Annotated in this window: 24 protein-coding genes and 1 other RNA gene; 19 read left to right on the top strand and 6 right to left on the bottom strand. The window is 63.9% G+C overall.

Annotation, left to right across the window (positions count from 1 at the left end):
- The first annotated feature begins 56 nt into the window (after window positions 1-56).
- Window positions 57-509 (top strand): RusA family crossover junction endodeoxyribonuclease, encoded by a 453-nt coding sequence (locus AAC023_RS01410; RefSeq protein ID WP_339737351.1) that lies wholly within the window; start codon window positions 57-59, stop codon window positions 507-509.
- A 21-nt stretch (window positions 510-530) separates the two neighbouring features.
- Here AAC023_RS01410 and AAC023_RS01405 read toward each other — a convergent pair whose 3' ends face one another.
- The 5 genes from AAC023_RS01405 to ssrA all read right to left on the bottom strand — a co-directional run bounded on the left by AAC023_RS01405 (window position 531) and on the right by ssrA (window position 3,125).
- Window positions 531-929, bottom strand: a complete 399-nt coding sequence (locus tag AAC023_RS01405; RefSeq protein WP_339737349.1) for a PaaI family thioesterase — start codon at window positions 927-929, stop codon at window positions 531-533.
- 89 nt (window positions 930-1,018) lie between these two features.
- Window positions 1,019-1,495, bottom strand: coding sequence for an SspB family protein (locus AAC023_RS01400; RefSeq protein ID WP_339737347.1), 477 nt, complete (start codon window positions 1,493-1,495; stop codon window positions 1,019-1,021).
- A gap of 111 nt (window positions 1,496-1,606) precedes the next feature.
- The gene (locus AAC023_RS01395) at window positions 1,607-1,846 is read right to left on the bottom strand and encodes a hypothetical protein (protein ID WP_339737345.1); all 240 of its coding nucleotides are present in this window, start codon (window positions 1,844-1,846) and stop codon (window positions 1,607-1,609) included.
- Between the two features lie 9 nt (window positions 1,847-1,855).
- Window positions 1,856-2,665: a DUF3667 domain-containing protein gene (locus AAC023_RS01390; RefSeq protein ID WP_339737343.1), complete on the bottom strand. Its 810-nt coding sequence runs from the start codon at window positions 2,663-2,665 to the stop codon at window positions 1,856-1,858.
- 101 nt (window positions 2,666-2,766) lie between these two features.
- Window positions 2,767-3,125, bottom strand: a transfer-messenger RNA (tmRNA) gene (ssrA, locus tag AAC023_RS01385).
- Window positions 3,126-3,233: 108 nt separating this feature from the next.
- Here ssrA and AAC023_RS01380 point away from each other — a divergent pair.
- Window positions 3,234-3,788, top strand: coding sequence for a hypothetical protein (locus AAC023_RS01380; RefSeq protein ID WP_339737341.1), 555 nt, complete (start codon window positions 3,234-3,236; stop codon window positions 3,786-3,788).
- 96 nt (window positions 3,789-3,884) lie between these two features.
- Here AAC023_RS01380 and AAC023_RS01375 read toward each other — a convergent pair whose 3' ends face one another.
- The gene (locus tag AAC023_RS01375; RefSeq protein ID WP_339737339.1) at window positions 3,885-4,262 is read right to left on the bottom strand and encodes a VOC family protein; all 378 of its coding nucleotides are present in this window, start codon (window positions 4,260-4,262) and stop codon (window positions 3,885-3,887) included.
- Between the two features lie 246 nt (window positions 4,263-4,508).
- On the opposite strand from AAC023_RS01375, the gene AAC023_RS01370 reads away from it, so the two are divergent.
- The 17 genes from AAC023_RS01370 to AAC023_RS01290 all read left to right on the top strand — a co-directional run bounded on the left by AAC023_RS01370 (window position 4,509) and on the right by AAC023_RS01290 (window position 20,702).
- Window positions 4,509-5,372 carry a thymidylate synthase gene (locus AAC023_RS01370; protein ID WP_339737337.1) on the top strand — a complete coding sequence of 288 codons (864 nt, stop codon included), beginning with the start codon at window positions 4,509-4,511 and terminating at the stop codon, window positions 5,370-5,372.
- A complete protein-coding gene (locus AAC023_RS01365; protein ID WP_339737335.1) occupies window positions 5,369-5,701 on the top strand; it encodes a phosphoribosyl-ATP pyrophosphohydrolase in 333 nt (110 codons plus the stop codon). Before AAC023_RS01370 ends, AAC023_RS01365 begins: the two co-directional genes overlap by 4 nt.
- Window positions 5,698-6,234 (top strand): dihydrofolate reductase, encoded by a 537-nt coding sequence (locus AAC023_RS01360; RefSeq protein WP_339737333.1) that lies wholly within the window; start codon window positions 5,698-5,700, stop codon window positions 6,232-6,234. The genes AAC023_RS01365 and AAC023_RS01360 overlap by 4 nt, the downstream gene beginning before the upstream one ends.
- A 108-nt stretch (window positions 6,235-6,342) precedes the next feature.
- Window positions 6,343-7,503, top strand: coding sequence for an FtsH protease activity modulator HflK (hflK, locus tag AAC023_RS01355; RefSeq protein WP_339737331.1), 1,161 nt, complete (start codon window positions 6,343-6,345; stop codon window positions 7,501-7,503).
- Entirely contained in the window at window positions 7,500-8,381 is an 882-nt protein-coding gene (locus tag AAC023_RS01350) for a protease modulator HflC (RefSeq protein ID WP_339737329.1), read from the top strand. Before hflK ends, AAC023_RS01350 begins: the two co-directional genes overlap by 4 nt.
- A gap of 5 nt (window positions 8,382-8,386) precedes the next feature.
- Window positions 8,387-8,572 (top strand): DUF2065 domain-containing protein, encoded by a 186-nt coding sequence (locus tag AAC023_RS01345; RefSeq protein WP_339737327.1) that lies wholly within the window; start codon window positions 8,387-8,389, stop codon window positions 8,570-8,572.
- A gap of 123 nt (window positions 8,573-8,695) precedes the next feature.
- The gene (locus AAC023_RS01340; protein WP_339737325.1) at window positions 8,696-10,081 is read left to right on the top strand and encodes a Do family serine endopeptidase; all 1,386 of its coding nucleotides are present in this window, start codon (window positions 8,696-8,698) and stop codon (window positions 10,079-10,081) included.
- Window positions 10,078-10,995 (top strand): tRNA (adenosine(37)-N6)-dimethylallyltransferase MiaA, encoded by a 918-nt coding sequence (gene miaA / locus AAC023_RS01335; protein WP_339737323.1) that lies wholly within the window; start codon window positions 10,078-10,080, stop codon window positions 10,993-10,995. Before AAC023_RS01340 ends, miaA begins: the two co-directional genes overlap by 4 nt.
- Window positions 10,996-11,133: 138 nt before the next feature.
- The gene (ilvC, locus tag AAC023_RS01330; protein ID WP_339737321.1) at window positions 11,134-12,138 is read left to right on the top strand and encodes a ketol-acid reductoisomerase; all 1,005 of its coding nucleotides are present in this window, start codon (window positions 11,134-11,136) and stop codon (window positions 12,136-12,138) included.
- 60 nt (window positions 12,139-12,198) lie between these two features.
- The gene (locus tag AAC023_RS01325; RefSeq protein ID WP_339737319.1) at window positions 12,199-12,705 is read left to right on the top strand and encodes a hypothetical protein; all 507 of its coding nucleotides are present in this window, start codon (window positions 12,199-12,201) and stop codon (window positions 12,703-12,705) included.
- Window positions 12,706-12,771: 66 nt separating this feature from the next.
- Window positions 12,772-13,512, top strand: coding sequence for a VTT domain-containing protein (locus tag AAC023_RS01320; RefSeq protein ID WP_339737317.1), 741 nt, complete (start codon window positions 12,772-12,774; stop codon window positions 13,510-13,512).
- 124 nt (window positions 13,513-13,636) lie between these two features.
- A complete protein-coding gene (locus AAC023_RS01315) occupies window positions 13,637-14,677 on the top strand; it encodes a rod shape-determining protein (protein ID WP_339737315.1) in 1,041 nt (346 codons plus the stop codon).
- 32 nt (window positions 14,678-14,709) lie between these two features.
- Entirely contained in the window at window positions 14,710-15,687 is a 978-nt protein-coding gene (gene mreC, locus AAC023_RS01310; protein WP_339737313.1) for a rod shape-determining protein MreC, read from the top strand.
- Window positions 15,684-16,205 (top strand): rod shape-determining protein MreD, encoded by a 522-nt coding sequence (mreD, locus tag AAC023_RS01305; RefSeq protein WP_339737311.1) that lies wholly within the window; start codon window positions 15,684-15,686, stop codon window positions 16,203-16,205. Before mreC ends, mreD begins: the two co-directional genes overlap by 4 nt.
- Window positions 16,206-16,244: 39 nt before the next feature.
- Window positions 16,245-18,092 (top strand): penicillin-binding protein 2, encoded by a 1,848-nt coding sequence (gene mrdA / locus AAC023_RS01300; protein ID WP_339737309.1) that lies wholly within the window; start codon window positions 16,245-16,247, stop codon window positions 18,090-18,092.
- On the top strand, window positions 18,092-19,237 hold the full coding sequence (rodA, locus tag AAC023_RS01295) for a rod shape-determining protein RodA (RefSeq protein WP_339737307.1): 1,146 nt from the start codon (window positions 18,092-18,094) through the stop codon (window positions 19,235-19,237). Before mrdA ends, rodA begins: the two co-directional genes overlap by 1 nt.
- 112 nt (window positions 19,238-19,349) lie before the next feature.
- Window positions 19,350-20,702, top strand: coding sequence for a sodium-dependent transporter (locus tag AAC023_RS01290; protein ID WP_339737305.1), 1,353 nt, complete (start codon window positions 19,350-19,352; stop codon window positions 20,700-20,702).
- The last annotated feature ends 22 nt before the right edge of the window (window positions 20,703-20,724 follow it).

Raw genomic sequence — 20,724 nt, 5'->3', positions numbered from 1 at the left:
GCGCCGGGCGCCGGACGAAGATGGTGAAGAACAGGTCGGACGTGTATCACTCACAGATGACGGATCAAGATGATGATGCGCATCGCCGTGGGGGCTGGCGCGAATTCGGACTGAAATCAGGGACGATCATAGCTTTCATGTTCGGTGATGAACTTAATCTGCGCGTTGATGCGCCGACCACCCAGACACGCCGGTTCAAGGCGCTGATCGGTGAATTCTTTCGCCATGAATTCAGGCGTGCCGAGCCGGTTGGCCGTGCCTATGAAGTCGATGTGCGGATCGAACGGCCCGATAATGGCGCCGATATTGATGTCGACCGCGTCGCCAAGGCGGTGCTCGATGCCCTGTCGGGAATGGTTTTTCACAAGGGCAGTCTGATCGACCGGCTGCACGTGTCCAAACATGCCGGCGCCCGCGCCCGTGTCAGTGTCACGGCGCGGCCGCTGCCCGAGCGGCCGGTAGTGGTGCCGCCGCTGGCGGCGCGCCGGCGGGTACTCGAAGACGCCTGAACCGCCGGGCGGGTGTCAGCTCTAGTCGCGCAGCGCGCGAGGCCGGCGGACCTGGCAGGTCGCCGTCCCCCTGGCCGCAATAATGCCGTCACCGGTCCAGATCGTGCCTTCCATGAATGCGACATTGCGGCCGACGCGCAGCGCCTGGCCGCGCGCCTTGCATTTGGCCAGCGGCAGCGGGGCGAGAAAACTGGTTTTCATTTCCAGCGTCGGCACGCCGACGGTAAATCCCTGTTCGACCAGGACGGCGAGCGACATCACTTCATCAAGCATGGCGCACATCATGCCGCCCTGCACGCCGCCGCGCAGGTTCGAGACCTGCGGGGAGGGGTCGAATTCAGCCTCGATCCAGCCCTCCTGGATGGAAAAATCGAGCAGGCGGAAGCCGAGCAGGGTCGCGGCATGCTCGAGATTGGTCATCTGGGTGAGTCGGGCGCGAATCTGTGGCGCATCAAGCCGGTGTACCGGCCCGTCGCTCAGATCTGGGGCAACCGGTCGCTGGCCGCCCATCACTTCTTGCGAAAACTGTCGAGGCTGACGACCTGGCCGGCCTCGCCCTCTGCAGGCGCGCTCTTGGGGCCGGGCTTGGAGCCGGGGCCACTATCCACGGCCGGGTCATTGCCGCCGACGGCCTGGTCGAATTGCAGATGAAAGCCGACGCTCGGATCGTGAAAGCGCGAGACTGCGGAATAGGGCATTTTGAGATATTTCGGCACGCCACCGAATTTCAGCGTCACTTCGAAACCGGTTTCGGTCACTTCGAGATCCCAGAACTGGTGTTCCAGGACGATGGTCATTTCATCGGGATATTTCTCGAGCAATGACGGGTCGATATCGACGCCGGGCGCGCGCGTGCGGAAGGTGATGTAGAAATGGTGCGGGCCGGGCAGGCCTTGCGGCAGGGCCGCCTTGAGCAAGGCCTGACGGACAACGCCGCGCAGCGCCTCTTGCGCCATCAAGTCGTAGCGCATCAGATCCTTGGCCATGGACATCCCCGTTTTTCCCTTGCCGCAAGGTATCGCACGGCGTGGACAGGTCAACGCATTCTGGTCGTTCTACTGCACAAGGTGTCGGGGAGGTTGAGGGGTGGGGCGGCGCTAGCGCGCGCCCAGCCAGATCAACCCGATCGATATCGCGGTCAGTCCGGCCGCATAGCCGGTGATCAGCACGGGCAGGCGCAGGGCGGTGCCAATCCAGCTCGAGCCGTAGAAGCCGCGCTCCTGCAGCGCCGCAAACACCTGGATGGCCATGCCAAGGATGACCAGGGCGACCATGCCGGGCCAGCTGCCAGCGCCGAGATTGGCGGCGAGGATGCCCAACATGGCGGCCGGGACCATGCTGGCATTTCAGTAGAGCGAATAGACGACATGTTCGATCAGCCGCCGTCTGGGGTGCAGCGCCAGGTTCAGCAAGGCGAAAACCGCCACCATCAGCAGGAAGGCCTGGCTGGCATTCGCCGCCGCTCGTGCCTCATAGGCCGCGGGATGGCGGATCGCTTCAATCACGACGGGCTCGACCCACCCGGCGCCGCCATTCGTCAGCACGGTGTGGAAGCATTGTTCGGTCTGCAGGTCGAGATTGCGCGATTCCGGCGGGGTGCCGCGCCGGAACAGGGCGATATTGATGCCGGTATCGCGGGCGAAGACCAGGCTGCCATCGGCCGCGATCTCGTCGGGGCCGGGCAGGACGCCGCAGGCGAGTGTGGCGTCGTCGAGCGTATCGCCCGCCGCATCAGCGCCCGGCCGCAGGCGCGCCCGCCGGTCCTCGATATCCCCGGCGCTCTGGCTGCGAATGGTGGCGGCATCAGGCGTGAATGTGATCGCCAGCGGACGAATGCCGGCCGCGGCGCTGAGCGCAAAGAAGGCCAAGGTCATGATCAGATAGATCCGCATCGGCGGCGAGAACTGCATCCGCTTGCCGTCGACATAATCGCGCGCCACGCCGCCGGGACGCATATAGAGGCCGCGCAGCGTGGTCAGGAAACGTCCGTCCCAGGCGAAGGCGCCATCGAGAAAATCGGTCACCAGTGACAGGATGGGCCGGCGCAGATCGGCTTCGGCCTGGCCGCAAGCCGCGCAATAGGGTCCGTCCAGCGGCGCACCGCAATTGGCGCAATGGCGTTGGTCAGGCGTGGAGGGCGGCCGGGGCGAGGTCAATTCGGGCTCCTGCGCCGCGCGGACAAACCCCATCTAGCCCGTGACCGGGGCCGTGCGTCAAGCGCAAGGCCGGGGCGGGAAGCGTTATCAACAAAGGGAAAAGTGGAGGCTTCTGTTGCCAGGTGCCTCCGGACCCCGCCTGAGCGTGCGAACACCCAGGAGTTCATGTCGAAGTTAGACGCGCTGACTAGGCAGCGAGACGGACTTCTTCAGCAAAGTTGTCATTGGCAACTTTAAGAATGAGCCTGTATCGGGCCTCACCCGGGCAAAAGCAGTCTCCTTTACCCATCCGTCGATCCTGTTTCGGCCCCATATTCGCTTGCCAATACAAGCGGAAGGTAATGGTGGAGCCGCCGGGTACTGCCCCCGGGTCCGGTCTGGTTATTACGAGCGCGTTTATCGCCATAGTCAGCAAGCTGACACGCCTAATATAGGGGATGCGGGGCGATGTTTAAAGGGCGGTTGACTGCATTCGGGGCCGGCGGGGGTTTGCAAGCTCGATGGGCCACCCTACGCTGCGGACAGAAATCGTCGCAGCGGGGGGAATGCAATGGCGAAAGTAGGGAGATTGAGCCGGCGCTCCTTTCTGGCGCGTGTGGCTGGCGGTATTGTCGCCACGGGTGCCGTCGGCGCGGTCAATGGCGCCGCATCGGCGCAGACCTATACCGGCCAGTCCGACAGCGATGGCGGCGCCAATGCCGATCCGGGTGGCTATGGGCGCGGCGGAGGCGGTGTCTCCGACAGCGATAGCGGCGCGCGTGCCGATCCGGCGGGGCAGGGGCGGGGCACAGGCAGTCAGGCCTCCTCCGGGGTTACGGACAATGATAGCGGCCGTTCGGCCGATCCCGTCGGCAATGGCCGCTCGGGCCGCACACAGCCCGCCAACGCGGCACCGGCCTCGAACCCTGCGCCCGCTTCAAACCCGGCACCGGCCGCTAACCCTGCGCCGGCCTCTAATCCAGCCCCGGCACCGGCCTCGAACCTGGAGGCGGAAAATGCCCGCATCGCCGCTGAGAATGCCCGGATTGAAGCCGAGAACCGGCAAATCGAGGCCATGCGCCAGGAGCAGGCCCGCCTGCAGGCCGAATTGCAAAGCCTGGGGGGCGGCAAGCCGAACCGCTGATCGCCAGCTGGCCCGGGGCACCCATGAGAGCCGCCGGCCATGCAAAACGGGGCATGCGCCTGCCGCTTCCGGCCAGGCGCATGCCCCGGCCTCTGCCTACTCGCCGAACGACATGTGGAATACGTTCAGCTTGTTGCCGTCCAGATCGCGGAAATAGCCGGCGTAGAAGCTGTCGCCGCGCGGGCCGGCGGGGCCTTCGTCCTGGGCGCCGAGCGAGAGGGCGAGGGCGTAGACCTTGTCGACCTGTTCCTTGCTGTCGGCCTCGAAGGCGGCCATGACGCCATTGCCGACGGTGGCGGCTTTGCCATCGAAGGGTTTGGTGAGGCCGATGCCGGCGCCGCCGCCGGGTTTGCCCCAGGCGATGAAAGTGTCGGATTCCATCATCCGGCCGACGCCGAATTCGGCGCAGATCTTGTCGTAAAACGCGGCGGCGCGCTGCAAGTCATTGGATCCCAAAGTGACATAGCCAAGCATTCTGTTTCTCCCTTAAAGACGGCATCGTTCCGTTTATGTTCCGATTCCGCACGCTAGCGCATGTAATGGCCAAGGCAAGCGAAATCTGACCGGCCCGCACGCGATCGTGATTGCGCCCGCACGCCGCCATGGCGGGACGGCCGGGAGCCGGATCGAGGAAACGTGTGGATCATTCTGACGTCGACGGTCCGGTTGCGGCGAATCGGATGTAGAGTGGCTGATCACGTGACGCAGGGGAGAAACGCGATGGCCGAGACAGCCGTTCTTGAGCCCGGACTTGAATCCGGCAGCGCTGCCGCGACCGGCTCGGCGGCCGAGGCGGCCTATCTCGATCTGCTGCGCGACATCCTCGAACACGGGACGCAGCAGGACGACCGCACCGGGGTCGGCACGCGCTCGGTGTTCGGGCGGCAATTGCGCTGCGACCTCTCCGAAGGCTTTCCGCTGCTGACGACCAAGAAAGTGCATTTCAAGTCGATCGCGATCGAATTGCTCTGGTTCCTGCGCGGCGAGACCAATGTGCGCTGGCTGCAGGAGCGTGGCGTCAAGATCTGGGATGAATGGGCCGATGCCGATGGCGAACTCGGCCCGGTCTATGGCAAGCAGTGGCGCCGCTGGGCCGGGCCGGACGGCACCGAGATCGACCAGCTCTCCAACCTGCTCGAGCAGATCAGGAATAATCCGGCCTCGCGGCGGCTGATCGTCTCGGGCTGGAACCCGGTCGATGTGCCCTCGATGGCGCTGCCGCCCTGCCACACGCTGTACCAATTCAATGTCGCCGACGGGAAACTCAGCTGCCAGCTCTATCAGCGCTCGGCCGACATGTTCCTCGGCGTGCCCTTTAATATCGCCTCCTACGCCCTGCTGACGACGATGGTCGCCAAGGTGTGCGGGCTGGAGCCGGGCGAATACATCCATACGTTTGGCGACGCCCATATCTATTCCAACCATATGGACCAGGTCGCCGAACAGCTTGGCCGCCAGCCGCGCCCGCTGCCGCGCCTGCGGCTCAAGCCGGATGCCAATGACCTCTTCGCCTTCGAGTATGAGGACATCATGCTGGAGGATTATGATCCGCATCCGGCGATCAAGGCACCGGTGGCGGTATGAGCGGGGCGAGCCCGTCCTGTCTCAACGCTTTGGGTGCCCGCATCGCGCAGGTCTCAGACATCTACGCCGAGCGCTACCAGATTGACCGCTCGGGTGACTGGTATCTGCTCAAACTGCAGGAAGAGCTCGGCGAGCTGACCCAGGCCTATCTCACCACCACTGGCCGCAGCCGCAAGCCCGCCGATGAGGGCGCGCGCGAAAATCTGGCGCGTGAAATGGCCGATGCGCTGGGGATGCTGCTCCTGCTGGCCCGCGATGAGGGCATCGATCTTGATGCCGCGGTGCAGGATAAATGGCTCAGCTGGCTGGAGCGCGAGGACGTGTCATGAGCGGCGGGGAACCGGCCTTCGGCCTGCCAGCGATCTGTCTCATCGTCGCGCGCGGACGCAACGGGGTTATCGGCGCACAAGGCGATCTGCCCTGGCGGTTGAGCTCGGATCTCAGGCATTTCAAGGCCACCACCAGCGGCAGGCCGATCATTATGGGCCGCAAGACCTGGGACAGCCTGCCGAGGCGGCCCTTGCCCGGACGGCTGAATATCGTGGTCAGCCGGCAGGCGGGTTTCGTCGCCGAGGGCGGGCAGGTGGCGAGGGATCTCGGCACGGCGCTGGTGATGGCGGCCGCGCAGGCGCAGGCCGATTCGGTCGGCGAGGTTTTCGTGATCGGCGGCGCCCAGATCTATGCTGCGGCGCTGGGACATGCCCACCGGCTCTATATCACCGAGGTCGAGGCCGATCCGCCCGGCGATGCCGTTTTCCCGACGCTTGAGGCCGGGCAATGGTCGGAGGTCTTGCGCGAGGTCCACGAGGCCGGGCCGGGCGATGAGCACAATTTCGTTTGCCGCGTGCTGGAACGGGTCTGAGCCGGGAGGGCGGGATTGGCGCTCTGCGCGTCCCCCCCGATAAACCTTGAACCTTTGCGCGCAAACGTTCATCTATTGACGCAATGTATCGAGAGGAATGAAGCATCCATGCCCTGGAACGATAATACCGGCGGTAGCGGCGGCGGCGGAGGCCCTTGGGGTTCCGGCGGCGGCAATAACGGAAACGGACAAAACCCCTGGGGCCGCAGGCCCGAGGGTGGCGGTGGTGGTGGCGGCCAGGAGCCGCCCGATCTCGACGAAGTCGTGCGCCAATTGCAGCGCAGCTTCCGCGGCATGTTCGGTGGCGGCGGCAAGTCCGGCGGCAAGGATGGCGGCAAGGGCGGCGGTATTTTCGGCGTCGGTCTTGTGCTGGCAATCCTCGTCGGTGTCTGGTTCCTGCTTCCCGGCAGTGGCTGGTACCAGGTGGGCCCGAACCAGAATGGTGTCGTGCTGCGCTTCGGTGAATACAGCCGGACCACCACGCCTGGCCTGCATTTCAAATTCCCGACCCCGATCGAGACGGTCTTCCTGCCGGAAGTGACGACGACCAACACGCTCACCATCGGTGCCGGCACCGAAGGCCAGATGCTGACGCGCGACCAGAATATCGTCGACATCAATTTCGCCGTGCAGTGGCGCGTCAATCTGGGCTATCCCGACGGCGTGCGCGACTATCTGTTCAATGTCCGCAATCCGGAAAACACGGTCCGTGCCGTCGCCGAAAGCGCCATGCGTGAAGTGATCGGATCGTCGAATCTGCAATACATCATCACCGAGGGCCGCGGCGAAGTTTCGCGCCGGACCAAGGAATTGCTGCAGGCAACCCTGGATGAGTACACGGCGGGCATCGAGATCCTCGAGGTCAACCTTCAGACCGCTCAGCCACCGGCCAGCGTGATCGACGCCTTCCGCGATGTGGATGTCGCCGAGCAGGACGCTGAACGTCTGCGTCTGGAAGCCACCTCCTATTCCAACCGGGTCATCCCGGAAGCGCGCGGTGATGCGGCCCGTCTGGGCGAGGCCGCCCAGGGGTATCGCGACTCGGTGATTGCCGAGGCGCAAGGCCAGGCTGATCGCTTCCTGTCGATCTATCAGGAATATGTGCAGGCGCCGGAAGTGACGCGTCACCGCATGTATCTGGAAACCATGGAGGGCGTATTGCGCGATTCCGATCTGACCATTCTCGATAGTCAGTCCGGCGCCGTGCCCTATCTCCCGCTTGACCAGCTTGGTCAGAACCGCACTCGCAGTCAGGGGAATAACCAATGATCCGCACCCTCGGAATAATCCTCCTGTTCGGCGTCATCTTCGTCGGGCTGCAAAGCGTCTACACGGTGAATGAGCTGCAGCAGGCCCTGATCCTGCGGGTTGGTGAGCCGGTCGATGCCGTCAATGAAGTCGGCGATGAAGATCCGGGCCTGCATTTCAAGCTACCCTTCGTCATGGATGTGCTGATGTTCGACAAGCGCAATCTGGAATTCGACATGAGCCCGGAAGAAATCCAGGCGTCGGACCAGGTTCGTCTCGTTGTTGACGCCTTCCTGCGCTACCGGATCGTTGACCCGCTGCGCTTCTACCAGACCGTCGGAAATGAGCGTGGGGCCCAATCGCGTCTGCGCTCGATCATGGATGACTCGCTTCGCGGCGTGATCGCCTCGATCCCGTCCCAGGAAGTTGTCTCCGGTCAACGCGCTGAATTGATGGACCGCGTCCAGGCGGCCGTTGAAGCCCAGGTTGCCCGGCAGAATCTCGGCATCGAAGTGATCGATGTCCGCATCCTTCGCGCTGACCTTCCGCAACAGATCGCTGAACGCGTCTTCCAGCGCATGCGTTCTGAACGTGAACAGCGGGCCGCGCAAATCCGCGCCGTTGGCGCCCAGCAGGCCCAGGAAATCCAGGCCGATGCCGACCGCCAGGGCCTGGTTATCCGGGCTGAAGCGCGGGCCGACGCGGAACGGGTCATGGGTGAGGGCGATGCCCAGCGCAACGCCATCTATGCGGCGGCCTATGGCCGTGACCCTGAATTTTTCGCCTTCTATCGCTCGATGATCGCTTATCAGGAAGCGATCGGGGCCGGGACGCCGATTATCGTCGCACCGGACTCGGAATTCTTCGACTATTTCCGTAGCGAAACGGGTCGTAACTAGGCGTGTTGACGGCATTGCTTGTCGGTGTGGGCGTCGCTCTGGCGCTTGAGGGGGCGGCCTATGCGCTGGCTCCCGAGGCGATGAAGCGATTTCTGCTCCAGATTCTGGATATGCCGGGCGACCAGCTGCGCATTGCGGGGCTGGTCGCCTTGGTATCCGGAGTTGCGCTGGTCGCTTTCCTCGGAGCCTGACCGGGGCGTGACGGCTTTGTCATGGCAATGACAATCGCGTCACAACGGTTGCGGCCCAGGGCCGCAAGGCGCTATCAATCAATGTCTAGAGACTGGAATTTCTTTTTCGGATCGGTTGAGTTCATGCGTCGTCTGTTTGCCCTCGTCTTGCTGTTTGTCCTGCCCGCGACCGCCCTGGCGCATCCCGGGTCGGGTGGCTTTGCCGATCTGGCCGAGGGACTTTCGCCTGCCGTCGTCAATATCGCGGCGGCGCAGCGGCTCAATGCCGGCGAAGGCCTGCCATCCTTCCCCGAAGGCTCCCCGCTCGAGCGCTTCAACGAAATCTTCGGCGACGCCCCGCGCATCGCCAATTCGCTCGGCTCCGGTTTCATCGTCGATGCGACCGGGCTGGTCGTGACCAATAATCATGTCATCGATGGTGCTGACGAGGTCGAGGTCGCCCTGCCCGATGGGCGCGTCTTCGCGGCCGAGGTGATCGGTATCGACCCGGTGACCGATCTGGCCGTGTTGCGGATGATGAATGTTCACGAGGCGCTGCCACATGTCAGCTTCGGCGACAGTGATCGCGCGCGCGTCGGCGACTGGGTGATCGCGATCGGCAATCCGTTCGGGCTGGGCGGCACCTTGACCGCCGGCGTCGTCTCGGCGCGGGGCCGCGAGGCGGGCGGGCGCTATGATGATTACATCCAGACCGATGTCGCCATCAATACCGGCAATTCCGGCGGCCCGCTGTTCAATATGGATGGCGATGTCATCGGCGTGAACACGCTGATCCTGTCGCCGACCGGTGCCAGTGTCGGCATCTCGCTCTCCATCCCGTCCAATATCGCGACGCGCGTGGTCGCCCAGCTGATCGAGTTCGGCGAAACCCGCCGCGGCTGGCTTGGCGTCAGCGTCCAGCCGGTGACGCCGGAACTGGCCGAGAGCTTCGAGCTCGACTCGCCGTATGGCGCGATCATTTCGCGCATTGAGCCGGGTGGTCCCGCTGCGGCTGCTGGTCTGCGCACCGGCGATCTGGTCGTCAGCTTTGATGGCCGCCGGGTGCGCGACAGCCGCAGCTTTCCGCGCCTGGTGGCCGAGACCGAAATCGGTCTGGTCGCCGAGATCGGCATTATCCGCCGCGATCGGCCGATGACTTTGCGAGTGACCGTTGGCGAACTGGCAGCCGCGGCGGGGGAGGCGGCGGCGGCCACCAATTCGCCCGTCATCGCCCCTGACCAGGGCCAGGGCAATAGCGTGCGGGGCATGACGCTGGCAGCGCTCGATGCCGCCTCGCGCCGCCGTTTCCGCGTCCACCCGGATGCGACCGGCGTGCTGGTCACCGAAGTCGCGGCGAGCAGCGATGCTGCCGGCAAGGTGCGCCCGGGCGATGTGATTGAAGAAGTCGAGTTCACACGGGTCAGCTCGATCGAGGATATCCGCCGTATTGTTGATGGCATTCCGACCGGCCCGGTCCGCTTCCAGCTCAATCGCGGCGGCCAGTACGTGCTGCAATCCATCCGGCCGTGACGCGCTGCCTGCTGATTGCGGGACCGACGGCGGCGGGCAAGACCGCGCTGGCCCTGGCGGCGGCCGAAGCGCTGGATGGCGAGATCATCAATGCCGATTCGATGCAGATCTATGCCGGTCTGCCGCTGATCACGGCGCAGCCCGCGGCCGCTGATTTCGCACGTGCACCCCATCATCTCTTTGGCAGTGTTGATCCGGCCGAACGCTGGTCGGTCGGGCATTGGGCCGAGGCCGCGCTGGGCCTGATCACCGGGATTCGCGCACGCGGCCGCACGCCGATCCTGGTCGGCGGAACCGGCCTCTACTTTCGCGCCCTGACCAAGGGCCTGGCGCCGGTGCCCGAGATTGATCCCGACATCCGCCACCAGGTGGCGGAGCTGATTGCGGCCTCGGGGCCGGACGGACTGCGGCGCGAGGCCGAGCGGCTGGACCCGGTTGCGGCAGCGCGCATCAAGCCGGCCGATCTGCAGCGGCTGAGCCGGATTGTCGAAGTCGGCTATGCGACCGGCGAACCGCTGACAGCCTTTCATGCCGAAACCCGGCCCATGCTGAATGCCGCGGACTGGCGCGGCATCGCCATCGAACCCGGGCGCCAGGCCTTGTATGACCGGATCGACCGGCGTTTCGAAGTGATGCTTGCCGAGGGGGCGCTCGACGAGGTGCGCGCCTTCGCCAGCCTTGGCCTGGATCCGCTCCTGCCGGCCAGCAAGGCGTTGGGTGTGCCGCCCCTGATGGCGCATTTGCGCGGCGAGATCGAGCTCGATACGGCGGTGAGTCTGGCGCAGCGGGACTCGCGCCGCTACGCCAAGCGGCAATTGACCTGGTTGCGAAATCAACAGGCGGACTGGCCCCGCATCCACGCGCTCGACGCCGCGGCGGCGCGTGACGAACTGGCGGCCATCATCGCGCATTGATCGCCCGGGAAATGGGCGCTGCCTGGCTCGCCAGGCAGGGCACGGGCGATTAGGCTGCAGGCAAAAGGCGCTCTGTGCTGGACTTGGGGGGTGAGCCTGCGTCCTATCCGCTGACTGCCGACGAGGATGATTCTGCCCATGACACCGGACGCCACCGAGCCGCTCTACACCCGCGATATCGATCCTGGGCCGATTACCAGCCGCCGGGTCGCCCTGGTCGGTTATGGCAATCACGGTCGCTCGCACGCGCTCTGCCTGCGCGATAGTGGCGTGACGCAGATCCGCATCGCCCTGCGTGCCGGCTCCGCCTCGCGGGCCAAGGCCGAGGCGGACGGGTTTGAGGTCGTCACTGTCGCGCAGGCGGCGGCCTGGGCTGATGCCATCGCCCTGCTGGCCGCCGATGAAGCGCATCGCCAGATCTGGACGCAGGACATTCTGCCCCATCGCAAGCCCGGCCAGGCGCTGATCGTCTGTCACGGCTTCTCCGTGCATTACGGGATGATCGAGGCGCCGGCCGATGCCGATATCATCCTCGCTGCGGCCAAGGGGCCGGGCGGTGCGGTGCGCCAGGAATTCCTCAAGGGCCGCGGCCTGATCGGCTTCTGGGCCGTTCACCAGGACGCCAGCGGTGAGGCGCGGGCGCTGGCACTGGCCTATCTGGCAGCGATCGGGTCGGGCAATGTCGGGATATTCCCGACCACATTTCGCGAGGAAACCGTCTCGGACCTGTTCGGTGAACAGGTCGTGCTGGTGGGCGGTATGGTGGCACTGGCCAAGGCGAGCTTCACGCGGCTGACGGCGGCCGGGGTGAGTGAACGCATGGCCTATATCGATTGCGTGCACGAGCTGAAATATCTCGCCGACCTGATCCAGGAGCGCGGTATCGCCGGCATGTATGAAGCCATTTCCGACACCGCTGAATTCGGTGCCCGCGAGATTGAGGACGCGATTGCCGGACCCGAATTGCTCAAGGTTATCGACGGCGCGATGGAGGCTATCGAGTCCGGCAGTTTCGCGCGCAAATGGGTCGAGCGCTATGAATCGGGCGACCGCCTGCAAGCCGAACGGGCGCATGACCGCACCCTGCCGATCGAGGCCGCCGGCGCGGAATTGCGCTCAAGGCTTGGCAGTGCCACGAAATAGACAATAAATCTGTTCATCTCTGTCAGCTACAGGGACATATAACCAATGCTGGGGACAAAGATGGCATTCAATCCGGTCAAGGAGCGCCGCTACGGCGAACCGAAAGAAGTCGTGGCGCGCGTATTCGAGGAGGTCGGGGGCATCCCCGAGGTAATGAATCTGCTCGAGCTCAGCCGGACCCGCGTCTATGCGCTCGCCGATCCTGATTCCAGCAATGAGATTTCCTATGCCCGTATCGCGCGGCTGACCGAATCCGGTGCCACCGCTGCGGCCCAGCACCTTGCAGCGCTGGCGGGGGGGATTTTCGTTCCGGTCGACAAGGCTGCCGACGCCAACTGGCTGTCACTGGCTGGCGATGCCAGCCGGGGCAATGCCCGCAATATCGCCGCCCTGATGGACTCGCTGGGCGAGACCGAGCGCTCGCCTGGTGTGGTCGATCAGCAGGAGGCGCGTGAAATCCTCAAATTGCTCGACGAACAACTGGGCGTCCTGGCCTTGCAGCGCGCCAAGCTGACGGCGATCGCTGCGGGCGAGGTGCCGGACGAAACCGGCCAGACCGACGGATGATCTGCGTTGCAGGCGCACGGATCCGTGTTTAGTTAGCTCGCATCTTGTCCTTGGGTACCGGAGAGAATGAACGCTCTGATTCAATTCATGCTGCGCCTCGACGTCCGGGCCGCGCGCGCCATCGGCGTTTCCATCGCCTTGTTTGCGGTGGTCGCGGCCGTATTCGTGATCGGGCGTTTCGTTCTTGAGATTGGCCCGGGTGCGATTGATGACTGGTTCGATTCCGCAGCCAGCCGCTGGTATGCCCTGCCGCTGACCATTCTCGTATTCATAGCGCTGTCATTCCTGGGCGCGCCGCAATTTGGCCTGATGGCGGCGGCCATCGTTGCCTTCGGACCGCAGACCGGTTTCATCTATGCCTGGATTGCGACACTGGCGGCGGCAACGGTCAATTATTTTCTCGGGCGCTGGTTTGGCGCCGGCCTGCTGGCCCGGTTCGGTGGCGACTGGGCCAATCGGATTTCTGATTTCATAGGCCGCAATGGCCTGTTGGCGAGCATGATCGTGCGTTGGGTGCCCTCGGGGCCCTTCATCGTCGTCAATATGGGTTTTGGCATGGCGCGCACGCCCTATTGGGCGTTCGGTCTGGGCACGCTCCTCGGGACGGGCCCGAAGCTGCTGGTGGTTGCCCTGGCGGGGCAGAGCATCCTGGCCATGATGGATGAGGGGCAATTGCTGCTGGGTCTATCCCTGGCGCTCGCGCTGGTCGGCTGGATCGGCATGATGCTGGTCGCGCGCCGCTGGTTGCGGCGAAATCGCCCGGTTGACGGGGTCGCGCCACCGGCCAAGCATGAGGCCGAGCCCTAGCCGGCCGGCGTGAACAGTATGCGTTTGCGCTTGCGTGCCCCTTGCAATATGGCGCGGGTCATCGCACAACAAAAAAAGCTTTCCCGCGGCATTGCCGCCACACCCCTCGAAACCAGCGCGCTCTATGTTCAACTATTTTTTCGGCTTACTTTCTGCAGATATCGCCATCGATCTTGGCACCGCGAATACGCTCGTCTACGTCAAGGGGCGTGGCGTTGTGCTCAATGAGCCCTCGGTGGTAGCGTACAAGGTCGAGAAGGGACGCAAATACGTCCAGGCGGTCGGGGCGGAAGCCAAATTGATGCTGGGCAAGACGCCGGGCAATGTCGAAGCGATCCGGCCGATGCGCGATGGCGTTATCGCCGATTTCGACGTCGCCGAGGAAATGATCAAGCATTTCATCCAGAAAGTGCATAATCGCCGCTCCATGGTCAGCCCGCAGGTCGTGATCTGCGTGCCCTCAGGCGCGACGGCCGTCGAACGCCGCGCGATCCATGAATCCGCACTCGGTGCCGGCGCCCGCAAGGTTTATCTGATCGATGAGCCGATGGCCGCCGCAGTGGGCGCCGGCCTGCCGATCGATGAGCCGACCGGCTCGATGATTGTCGATATCGGTGGCGGTACGACGGAAGTCGCCGTGATGTCGCTGTCGGGGATTGTCTATTCGCGCTCGGTCCGTGTGGGCGGCGACAAGATGGACGAATCCATCATCAATTACATTCGCCGCTCGGCCAATCTCCTGATCGGTGAAACCAGCGCTGAGCGCATCAAGAAGGAAATCGGCTCGGCCATGCCGCCGGTCAAGGGCGAAGGCCTGACCCTGGATATCAAGGGTCGCGACCTGATGAATGGCGTGCCGCGCGAGATCTCGATCACCGAGGCGATGATTGCCGATGCGCTTTCCGAGCCGGTCGAGCAGATCGTTGAAGCCGTGAAACAGGCCCTCGAGGCGACACCGCCCGAGCTGGCCGCCGATATCGTCGACAAGGGCATTGTGCTCACAGGCGGCGGTGCGCTGTTGCGCAATCTTGATACCGAGCTGCGCGAACGGACCGGCCTGCCGGTCTGTCTCGCCGATGATCCGCTGTCCTGCGTTGTGCTAGGCTGTGGCAAGGCGGTTGAAGATCTTAAGCTTTGGCGCCCCATTCTGTCTGAAGCGGTTTAATCTGCCGGTTCACGCAAGGGCAGGAGTGAGTCGTGGCGTCTCGTCGTTCAGGACGGCATGAAGGTGAGGGTGGGGTTCGGTTTTCCCGGACCCTCTTCATCGCCCTGATTGTCATTTCCGGGGCCCTGATCGCTTTCGACCGGCCTGAAACACGATCGGCCGGATTCGCCGGTTTCCGCTCAGGCTTCACCGATATTGCCGCGCCAGTTCTGGAACTGGCCGCCCAGCCGGTTCGTGGCCTCAAGAATATCGGCCCCTATTTCCGGCGTCAGGGCGCATTGGCCGACGAGAATGCCGAGCTGCGCCAGCAATTGATTGAAGCGCGCTATTGGGAAGACCTGGCCTATCGCCAACGCGACCGGATCGAAGTCTATGAAGCGGCGCTCGACATCAATACCCCTGCGACCCAGGACCGGATCGGGGCCTGGACGGTGGCCGATCCGGAAGGCCCCTTCGTTCGCGCGCGCCTGATCGGTCGCGGCCGCGATGCCGGGATTGATGACGGCTATCCGGTGATCAATCTCTACGGCCTGGTCGGCCGGGTGTTCGAGAGCGGCCGCCGTTCGGCACGCATCCTGCTGCTGACCGATCTCAACAGCCGCATTCCCGTAATGGCCGATCGCTCCAATGCCCGCGCCATTCTGATTGGCGACAACACCGCCTTTCCGCGGCTGGACTATGTCGGCCGCGATGCGGATATTCAGCCGGGCGACCGTATTGTCAGTTCCGGAGATGACGGTATCCTGCCGCGCGGCCTGCCAGTCGGTGAAGCGGTGGAGGCCCGCGACGGCAGTTGGCGTGTTCGCCTCTATTCCGACCAGGCCCCGGTCGATTTCGTCTGGGTCTGGCCCTATCAGCGGATCGAGCCGCCGGTCGACGAGCCGGAAGCGCAAGACACGGACACTGCTGGCAATGCAGACGGCAATCCTGTCGTTGAGAGCCCGGGTGCCGGGGCTGACGATGACGAGCCCCCTGCCAGCCCGGGACAATCCGACGGAGGCGAAGAATGAGAAAAACCTCCGAACGCCAGACTCCCTATTGGTCGGCGGCGGGCTGCGCGCTGTCGGTATTCCTGGCGCTGGTTGTCCAGGCTGCACCAACGCAATTGATTGACGGCGTCAATATCATGCCGACCTGGCCGCTGATCGCCATCTTTCTGTGGGCGGGTTTGCGGCCCTATTTCATGCCGCCAATCATCGTTTTTTCGATCGGGCTTTGCCAGGACCTGCTGACCGGTGCCCCCATGGGCGTCTGGGCGCTGGCCTATCTGGTCTCGATCTCGGCCCTGCGCTTTCGCGGCGAGGACGGCATGCCGCGCGATCTGCCGCCCATCCTGGCCCGCTTCGCCGGCACGCTCCTGCTCGCCCACGCGATTGCCTATGGTGCCGGCAGCCTGGCGCTGGGCCAGCTGGCCGACCTTCGTCCCCTGATCATCGAAGCGACGGCGACCATGTTGATGTTCCCGCTCATCGCCCATTTCGCGCTGCGACGCCGTCGCAGCAGCCGAACCGGCTTTATCGGAGGATGATCGCTAAACCCGATGCGCGCTGATCGCCAGGAACAGGATATGAAGTTCACCCGCCGGGCCCTGCTGATGGCGGGTGGCGGGGCACTGGCCTTTACCGGGCTCAGCGCAAGGCTGTATTCCCTGCAGGTGCTGGAGGGCGAGCGCTACCGTCTCCTGTCGGAAGACAATCAGTTCAATTTCAGGCTTGTGCCGCCGTCGCGTGGCCGGATCCTCGACCGTTTCGGCGCCTTGCTGGCAGATAATCGCGACAGTTTCCGCGTCCTCATTGTTCCTGAACAGGCGGGTGATATTGCCGCCGCCCTTGACCGGCTCGCGCGCTTCATGCCGCTGAGCGAGCATGAGCGCGAGCGTGTTCTGCGCGCGGCCAGCCGGGGACAGCGTTTCAACGCCATCACCGTCGCCGAGGATCTCGACTGGCAGACCTTCTCGGCGATCAATCTCAACGCTCCGGAGCTGGCGGGCATGGCGCCGGATGTCGGCGAAGTGCGTTCCTACCCCTATGCGGCGGCCTTCGCGCATGTGGTGGGCTATGTGCAAACGCCCAATGAGGATGATCTCGCGAATGAATCGCGCGAGGCCGAGCGGCTGTTGCGCCATCCCGGCTTCAAGGTCGGAAAGACGGGCGTCGAAGTTGCCCGCGAACAGGATTTGCGCGGATCGGCCGGTGCCCTGAAAATCGAGGTTAATTCCGTCGGTCGCGTGATCCGCGAACTGCCCGAACAGTCAAACCCGCCGCAACAGGGCCGTGATGTCGTCATGACGCTGGATGCTGATATCCAGCAATATGCCTATGAGCGGCTTGGTCAGGACAGTGCCGCAGCGGTGGTGATCGACGTCAATAGCGGCGAATTGATTGCCCTGGTCTCGGCGCCGAGCTTTGATCCCAATCTGTTTGTCGGCGGTATTTCGAGCGCAGACTTTTCCGGCCTGCGCGATAATGACCACCGGCCGCTGTTCCAGAAATCGATCCAGGGCACTTACCCGCCCGGTTCGACCTTCAAGGCGGTCTCGGCTGCCGCCGCCATCGAACACAATATCTTCCGGCCCAATGAGACGGTCTTCTGTTCCGGCTCGGTGCGGCTGGGTGAACGCGAATTCCATTGCTGGCGCCGTCAGGGCCATGGCGCCGTCAATCTGCGGACGGCGGTGAAGACCTCGTGCGACATCTTCTTCTACGAGACCGCGCAACGGCTCGGGATCGAACGGCTGCATGCGATGGGACAGCGCTTTGGTATTGGCCAACCCTTCGATATCGGCATTTCCGGCGTTGCGCGGGGCATCATGCCGGACCCGGCCTGGAAGCGGGCTCAGCGTAATCAGGGCTGGTCGACCGGCGATAGCTACAACACCGTGATCGGGCAGGGCGCCATGCTGGCCTCGCCCCTGCAATTGGCGGTGATGACGGCCCGTGTCGCCTCCGGCCGCGCGGTCGAGCCGACCCTGTACCGCAATGCGATGGCGCCGCCGGCGCCGCATATGGGCTTGCGTGATGAATCGCTGGTGCAGGTACGCGATGCCCTGCGCGCGGCCGCGGAAGAGCCTGGCGGGACTTCTTTCGGGCTTGGCGGTCTTGGGATTGATGGTATCGAAATGGCCGGCAAGACCGGTACGGCGCAAGTCTATTCCATCACCGCGGCCGAGCGCGAATCCGGGGTGCGAACCCAGCTCGATCTGCCCTGGCGGTTGCGCGATCACGGGCTGTTTGTCTGTTACGCGCCCGCCAATAATCCCAAATATGCCGTTGCCGTAGTGGTTGAACATGGCGGCGGCTCGAGTGCGGCGACCCGTCCTGCGCGCGATATCCTGCGCCGGGTTGTCGCCCGCGATCCATCCAGCCGGCCCGGCGTGTTCGCCGATTCAGGGAATATGGCGCGAGGCGGTCTCTGATGGCGGTTTTCCGGGAAAGCGTGCCCCGCGACCTGCCGGGCAAGATGATGGAGCTCAACTGGTCGCTCGTCCTGCTCCTTGTCCTGCTCGGCGCGGCCGGCGTCGGCATGTTGTATTCGGTCGGTGACGGGTCATGGGAGCCGTGGGCAGTGCGTCATGCCATCCGCTTCGCGGTGGGATTCGTCGCCATGCTGGTCATCGCCATGTTCCCGCCTCGCTTCTGGATGGGCGTGGCCTACCCGGTCTACACCGTCGCGCTCATCCTGCTGATCGGCGCAGAATTATTCGGTGCCACGGTCAATGGTTCGCAACGTTGGCTGGATATCGGCCCGATCCGCTTGCAGCCGTCGGAACTCATGAAAATTGCCCTGGTATTCGCGCTGGCGCGTTTCTATCACGACCTGCCGACCGAGCGCGTCTCGCGGCTCGGCGGGCTATTGGTTCCGGCCGCCCTGATCGGCGTGCCGGCGATGCTGATCCTGAAACAGCCTGATCTGGGTACGACCCTGCTACTGGTCGCGACCGGAGGCGCGGTGGTATTCCTTGCAGGTCTGAGCTGGAAGGTCATCCTGCCCGGCGCTGTCGTCGGCCTGGCCGGTGGCATCGGCTTCTTCAGCTATGGGCTGGAGGACTATCAGCGCCAGCGTATCATGACGATGTTCAGCCCTGATTCCGATCCGCTCGGTGCCGGCTATCAGATCCTGCAGTCCAAGATCGCCCTGGGATCGGGCGGTTTCACCGGCAAGGGTTTCATGGAAGGCACCCAGTCGCAGCTCGACTACCTGCCGGAGAAACAGACTGATTTCATCTTCACCATTCTGGGTGAGGAATTCGGCTTTGTTGGCGGGCTCGTCATTCTGACAGTCTATGCCCTGATCCTCGCCAATACGGTCGCCATCGCCACCAGCTGCAAATCGACTTTTCTGCGCCTGACGACGATGGGCGTCGCGACCACATTCGGGCTCTATGTCTTCATTAATGTCGGCATGGTGATGGGCGTCTTGCCGGTGGTCGGCGTGCCGCTGCCGATGATCTCCTATGGCGGCACCGTGATGCTGGCCGTGCTGGCCGGCTTCGGACTCATCCTCGGCGCGCATATTCACCGCAATGCCGAGCCGCCGCGCGGGGTTGGCCTGTTCGGTTGATTGGCTGTTTGCCGCAATCGCGAGCTTGACCCGGCTGTAGGGTTGGGGAAATGTGCGCTCCAATTAATAACCGTCCAGGCGCATAGACCGCCGGACATGAGGGGAGAGTTTCATGGCAGCAGCGCTCGCGAGCACGCACGCCCACTGGTCGTCGCGTTTTGCATTTATCATGGCCGCGGTCGGCTCGGCCGTCGGTCTCGGCAATCTCTGGCGCTTCCCGTTTATGACGGGCCAGAATGGCGGCTCGGCCTTCGTGCTGATCTATGTTGGTTGCGTCTTGCTGTTTGCCCTTCCGGTCCTGATGGCTGAATTGGCGATTGGGCGTCACGCGCAACAATCCGCGATCACCTCGACCCGCAAAATGGCGATCGAGGCTGGCAAATCCGGAAAATGGTCAATCGTTGGCTGGGTGTGTACCGCGGCCGGTTTCCTCGTCCTGACGACCTATAGCGTCATTGCGGGCCAGGTCATGGCGTTCTCGGCGGCCGGTTTTGCGGGCGGCTTCGCCCAGCCTGATGGCGCCACGATGTTCTACGGCACTGACGGCGTCAAAATGCTCTGGCATTTCGGCTTCATGGTCCTGACCATCCTGGTCGTGTCGCGGGGCCTGAAAGGCGGGATTGAACGCGTTGCCACGATCCTGATGCCGCTCTTCTTCCTCGTATTGATCGGCCTGACGGTCTATTCGATGATGAATGGTGCGGCTGGCGCTGCCGTGACCTATCTGTTCGCACCCGATTTCAGCGCCGTGTCGGGCCAGACCTTCGTGGCCGCGCTGGGCCAGGCCTTCTTCTCGGTCAGCGTCGCCTCGGCCATCATGATTACCTATGGCTCCTATCTGCCGCGCGATTCCAATATCGGTTCCTCGTCGGTCCTGATCGTCTCGGCCGATACGCTGGTCGCGCTGATCGCTGGCCTGATGATCTTCCCGATCGTCTTCATGGTTGGCATGGACCCGGCTGCCGGGCTCGGCCTGATCTTCACCGCCCTGCCGCAGGTCTTCTCGACCATGCCGGCCGGTAATTTCATTGGTGGCGCCTTCTTCGCCCTGGCTTTCATTGCTGCCCTGACCTCGTCCATCTCCCTGCTGGAGGCGACCGTTGCCTTCGTCGAGGAGAATGCGAGCTTCGGTCGTTCGATGACGGCCTGGCTGCTGGGTGGTTTCGCCTTCATGATCGGTGCGGGGGCTGTGTATTCGGAGGCTTTCGCCGGCGGTTTCGTCGACGTGCTCTCCGGTCAGATCCTGCTGCCGCTTGGTGGCTTCCTGGTCGCAGTCTTCGCTGGCTGGGTGATCCCGAAGAGCCTGATGCGGACTGAGCTGAGCCACGCCTCGCCTGGCCTGTTTGCCTTCTTCCACTTTGCGGTGCGCTATATCGTACCGGTGGCAATCGGCTCCATCCTGGTGCTGGGCCTGGATGACCGCTTCAATGCCGGCCGTCTCGGCGCCATGGTTGGCCTCGGCTAACCGATCCCGCCCTGCGGGTTAC

The organism is uncultured Maricaulis sp., assembly GCF_963976135.1.
In the GTDB taxonomy this organism is placed as follows: Bacteria; Pseudomonadota; Alphaproteobacteria; order Caulobacterales; family Maricaulaceae; genus Maricaulis.
This window is presented reverse-complemented; position numbering and strand designations above follow the sequence as displayed.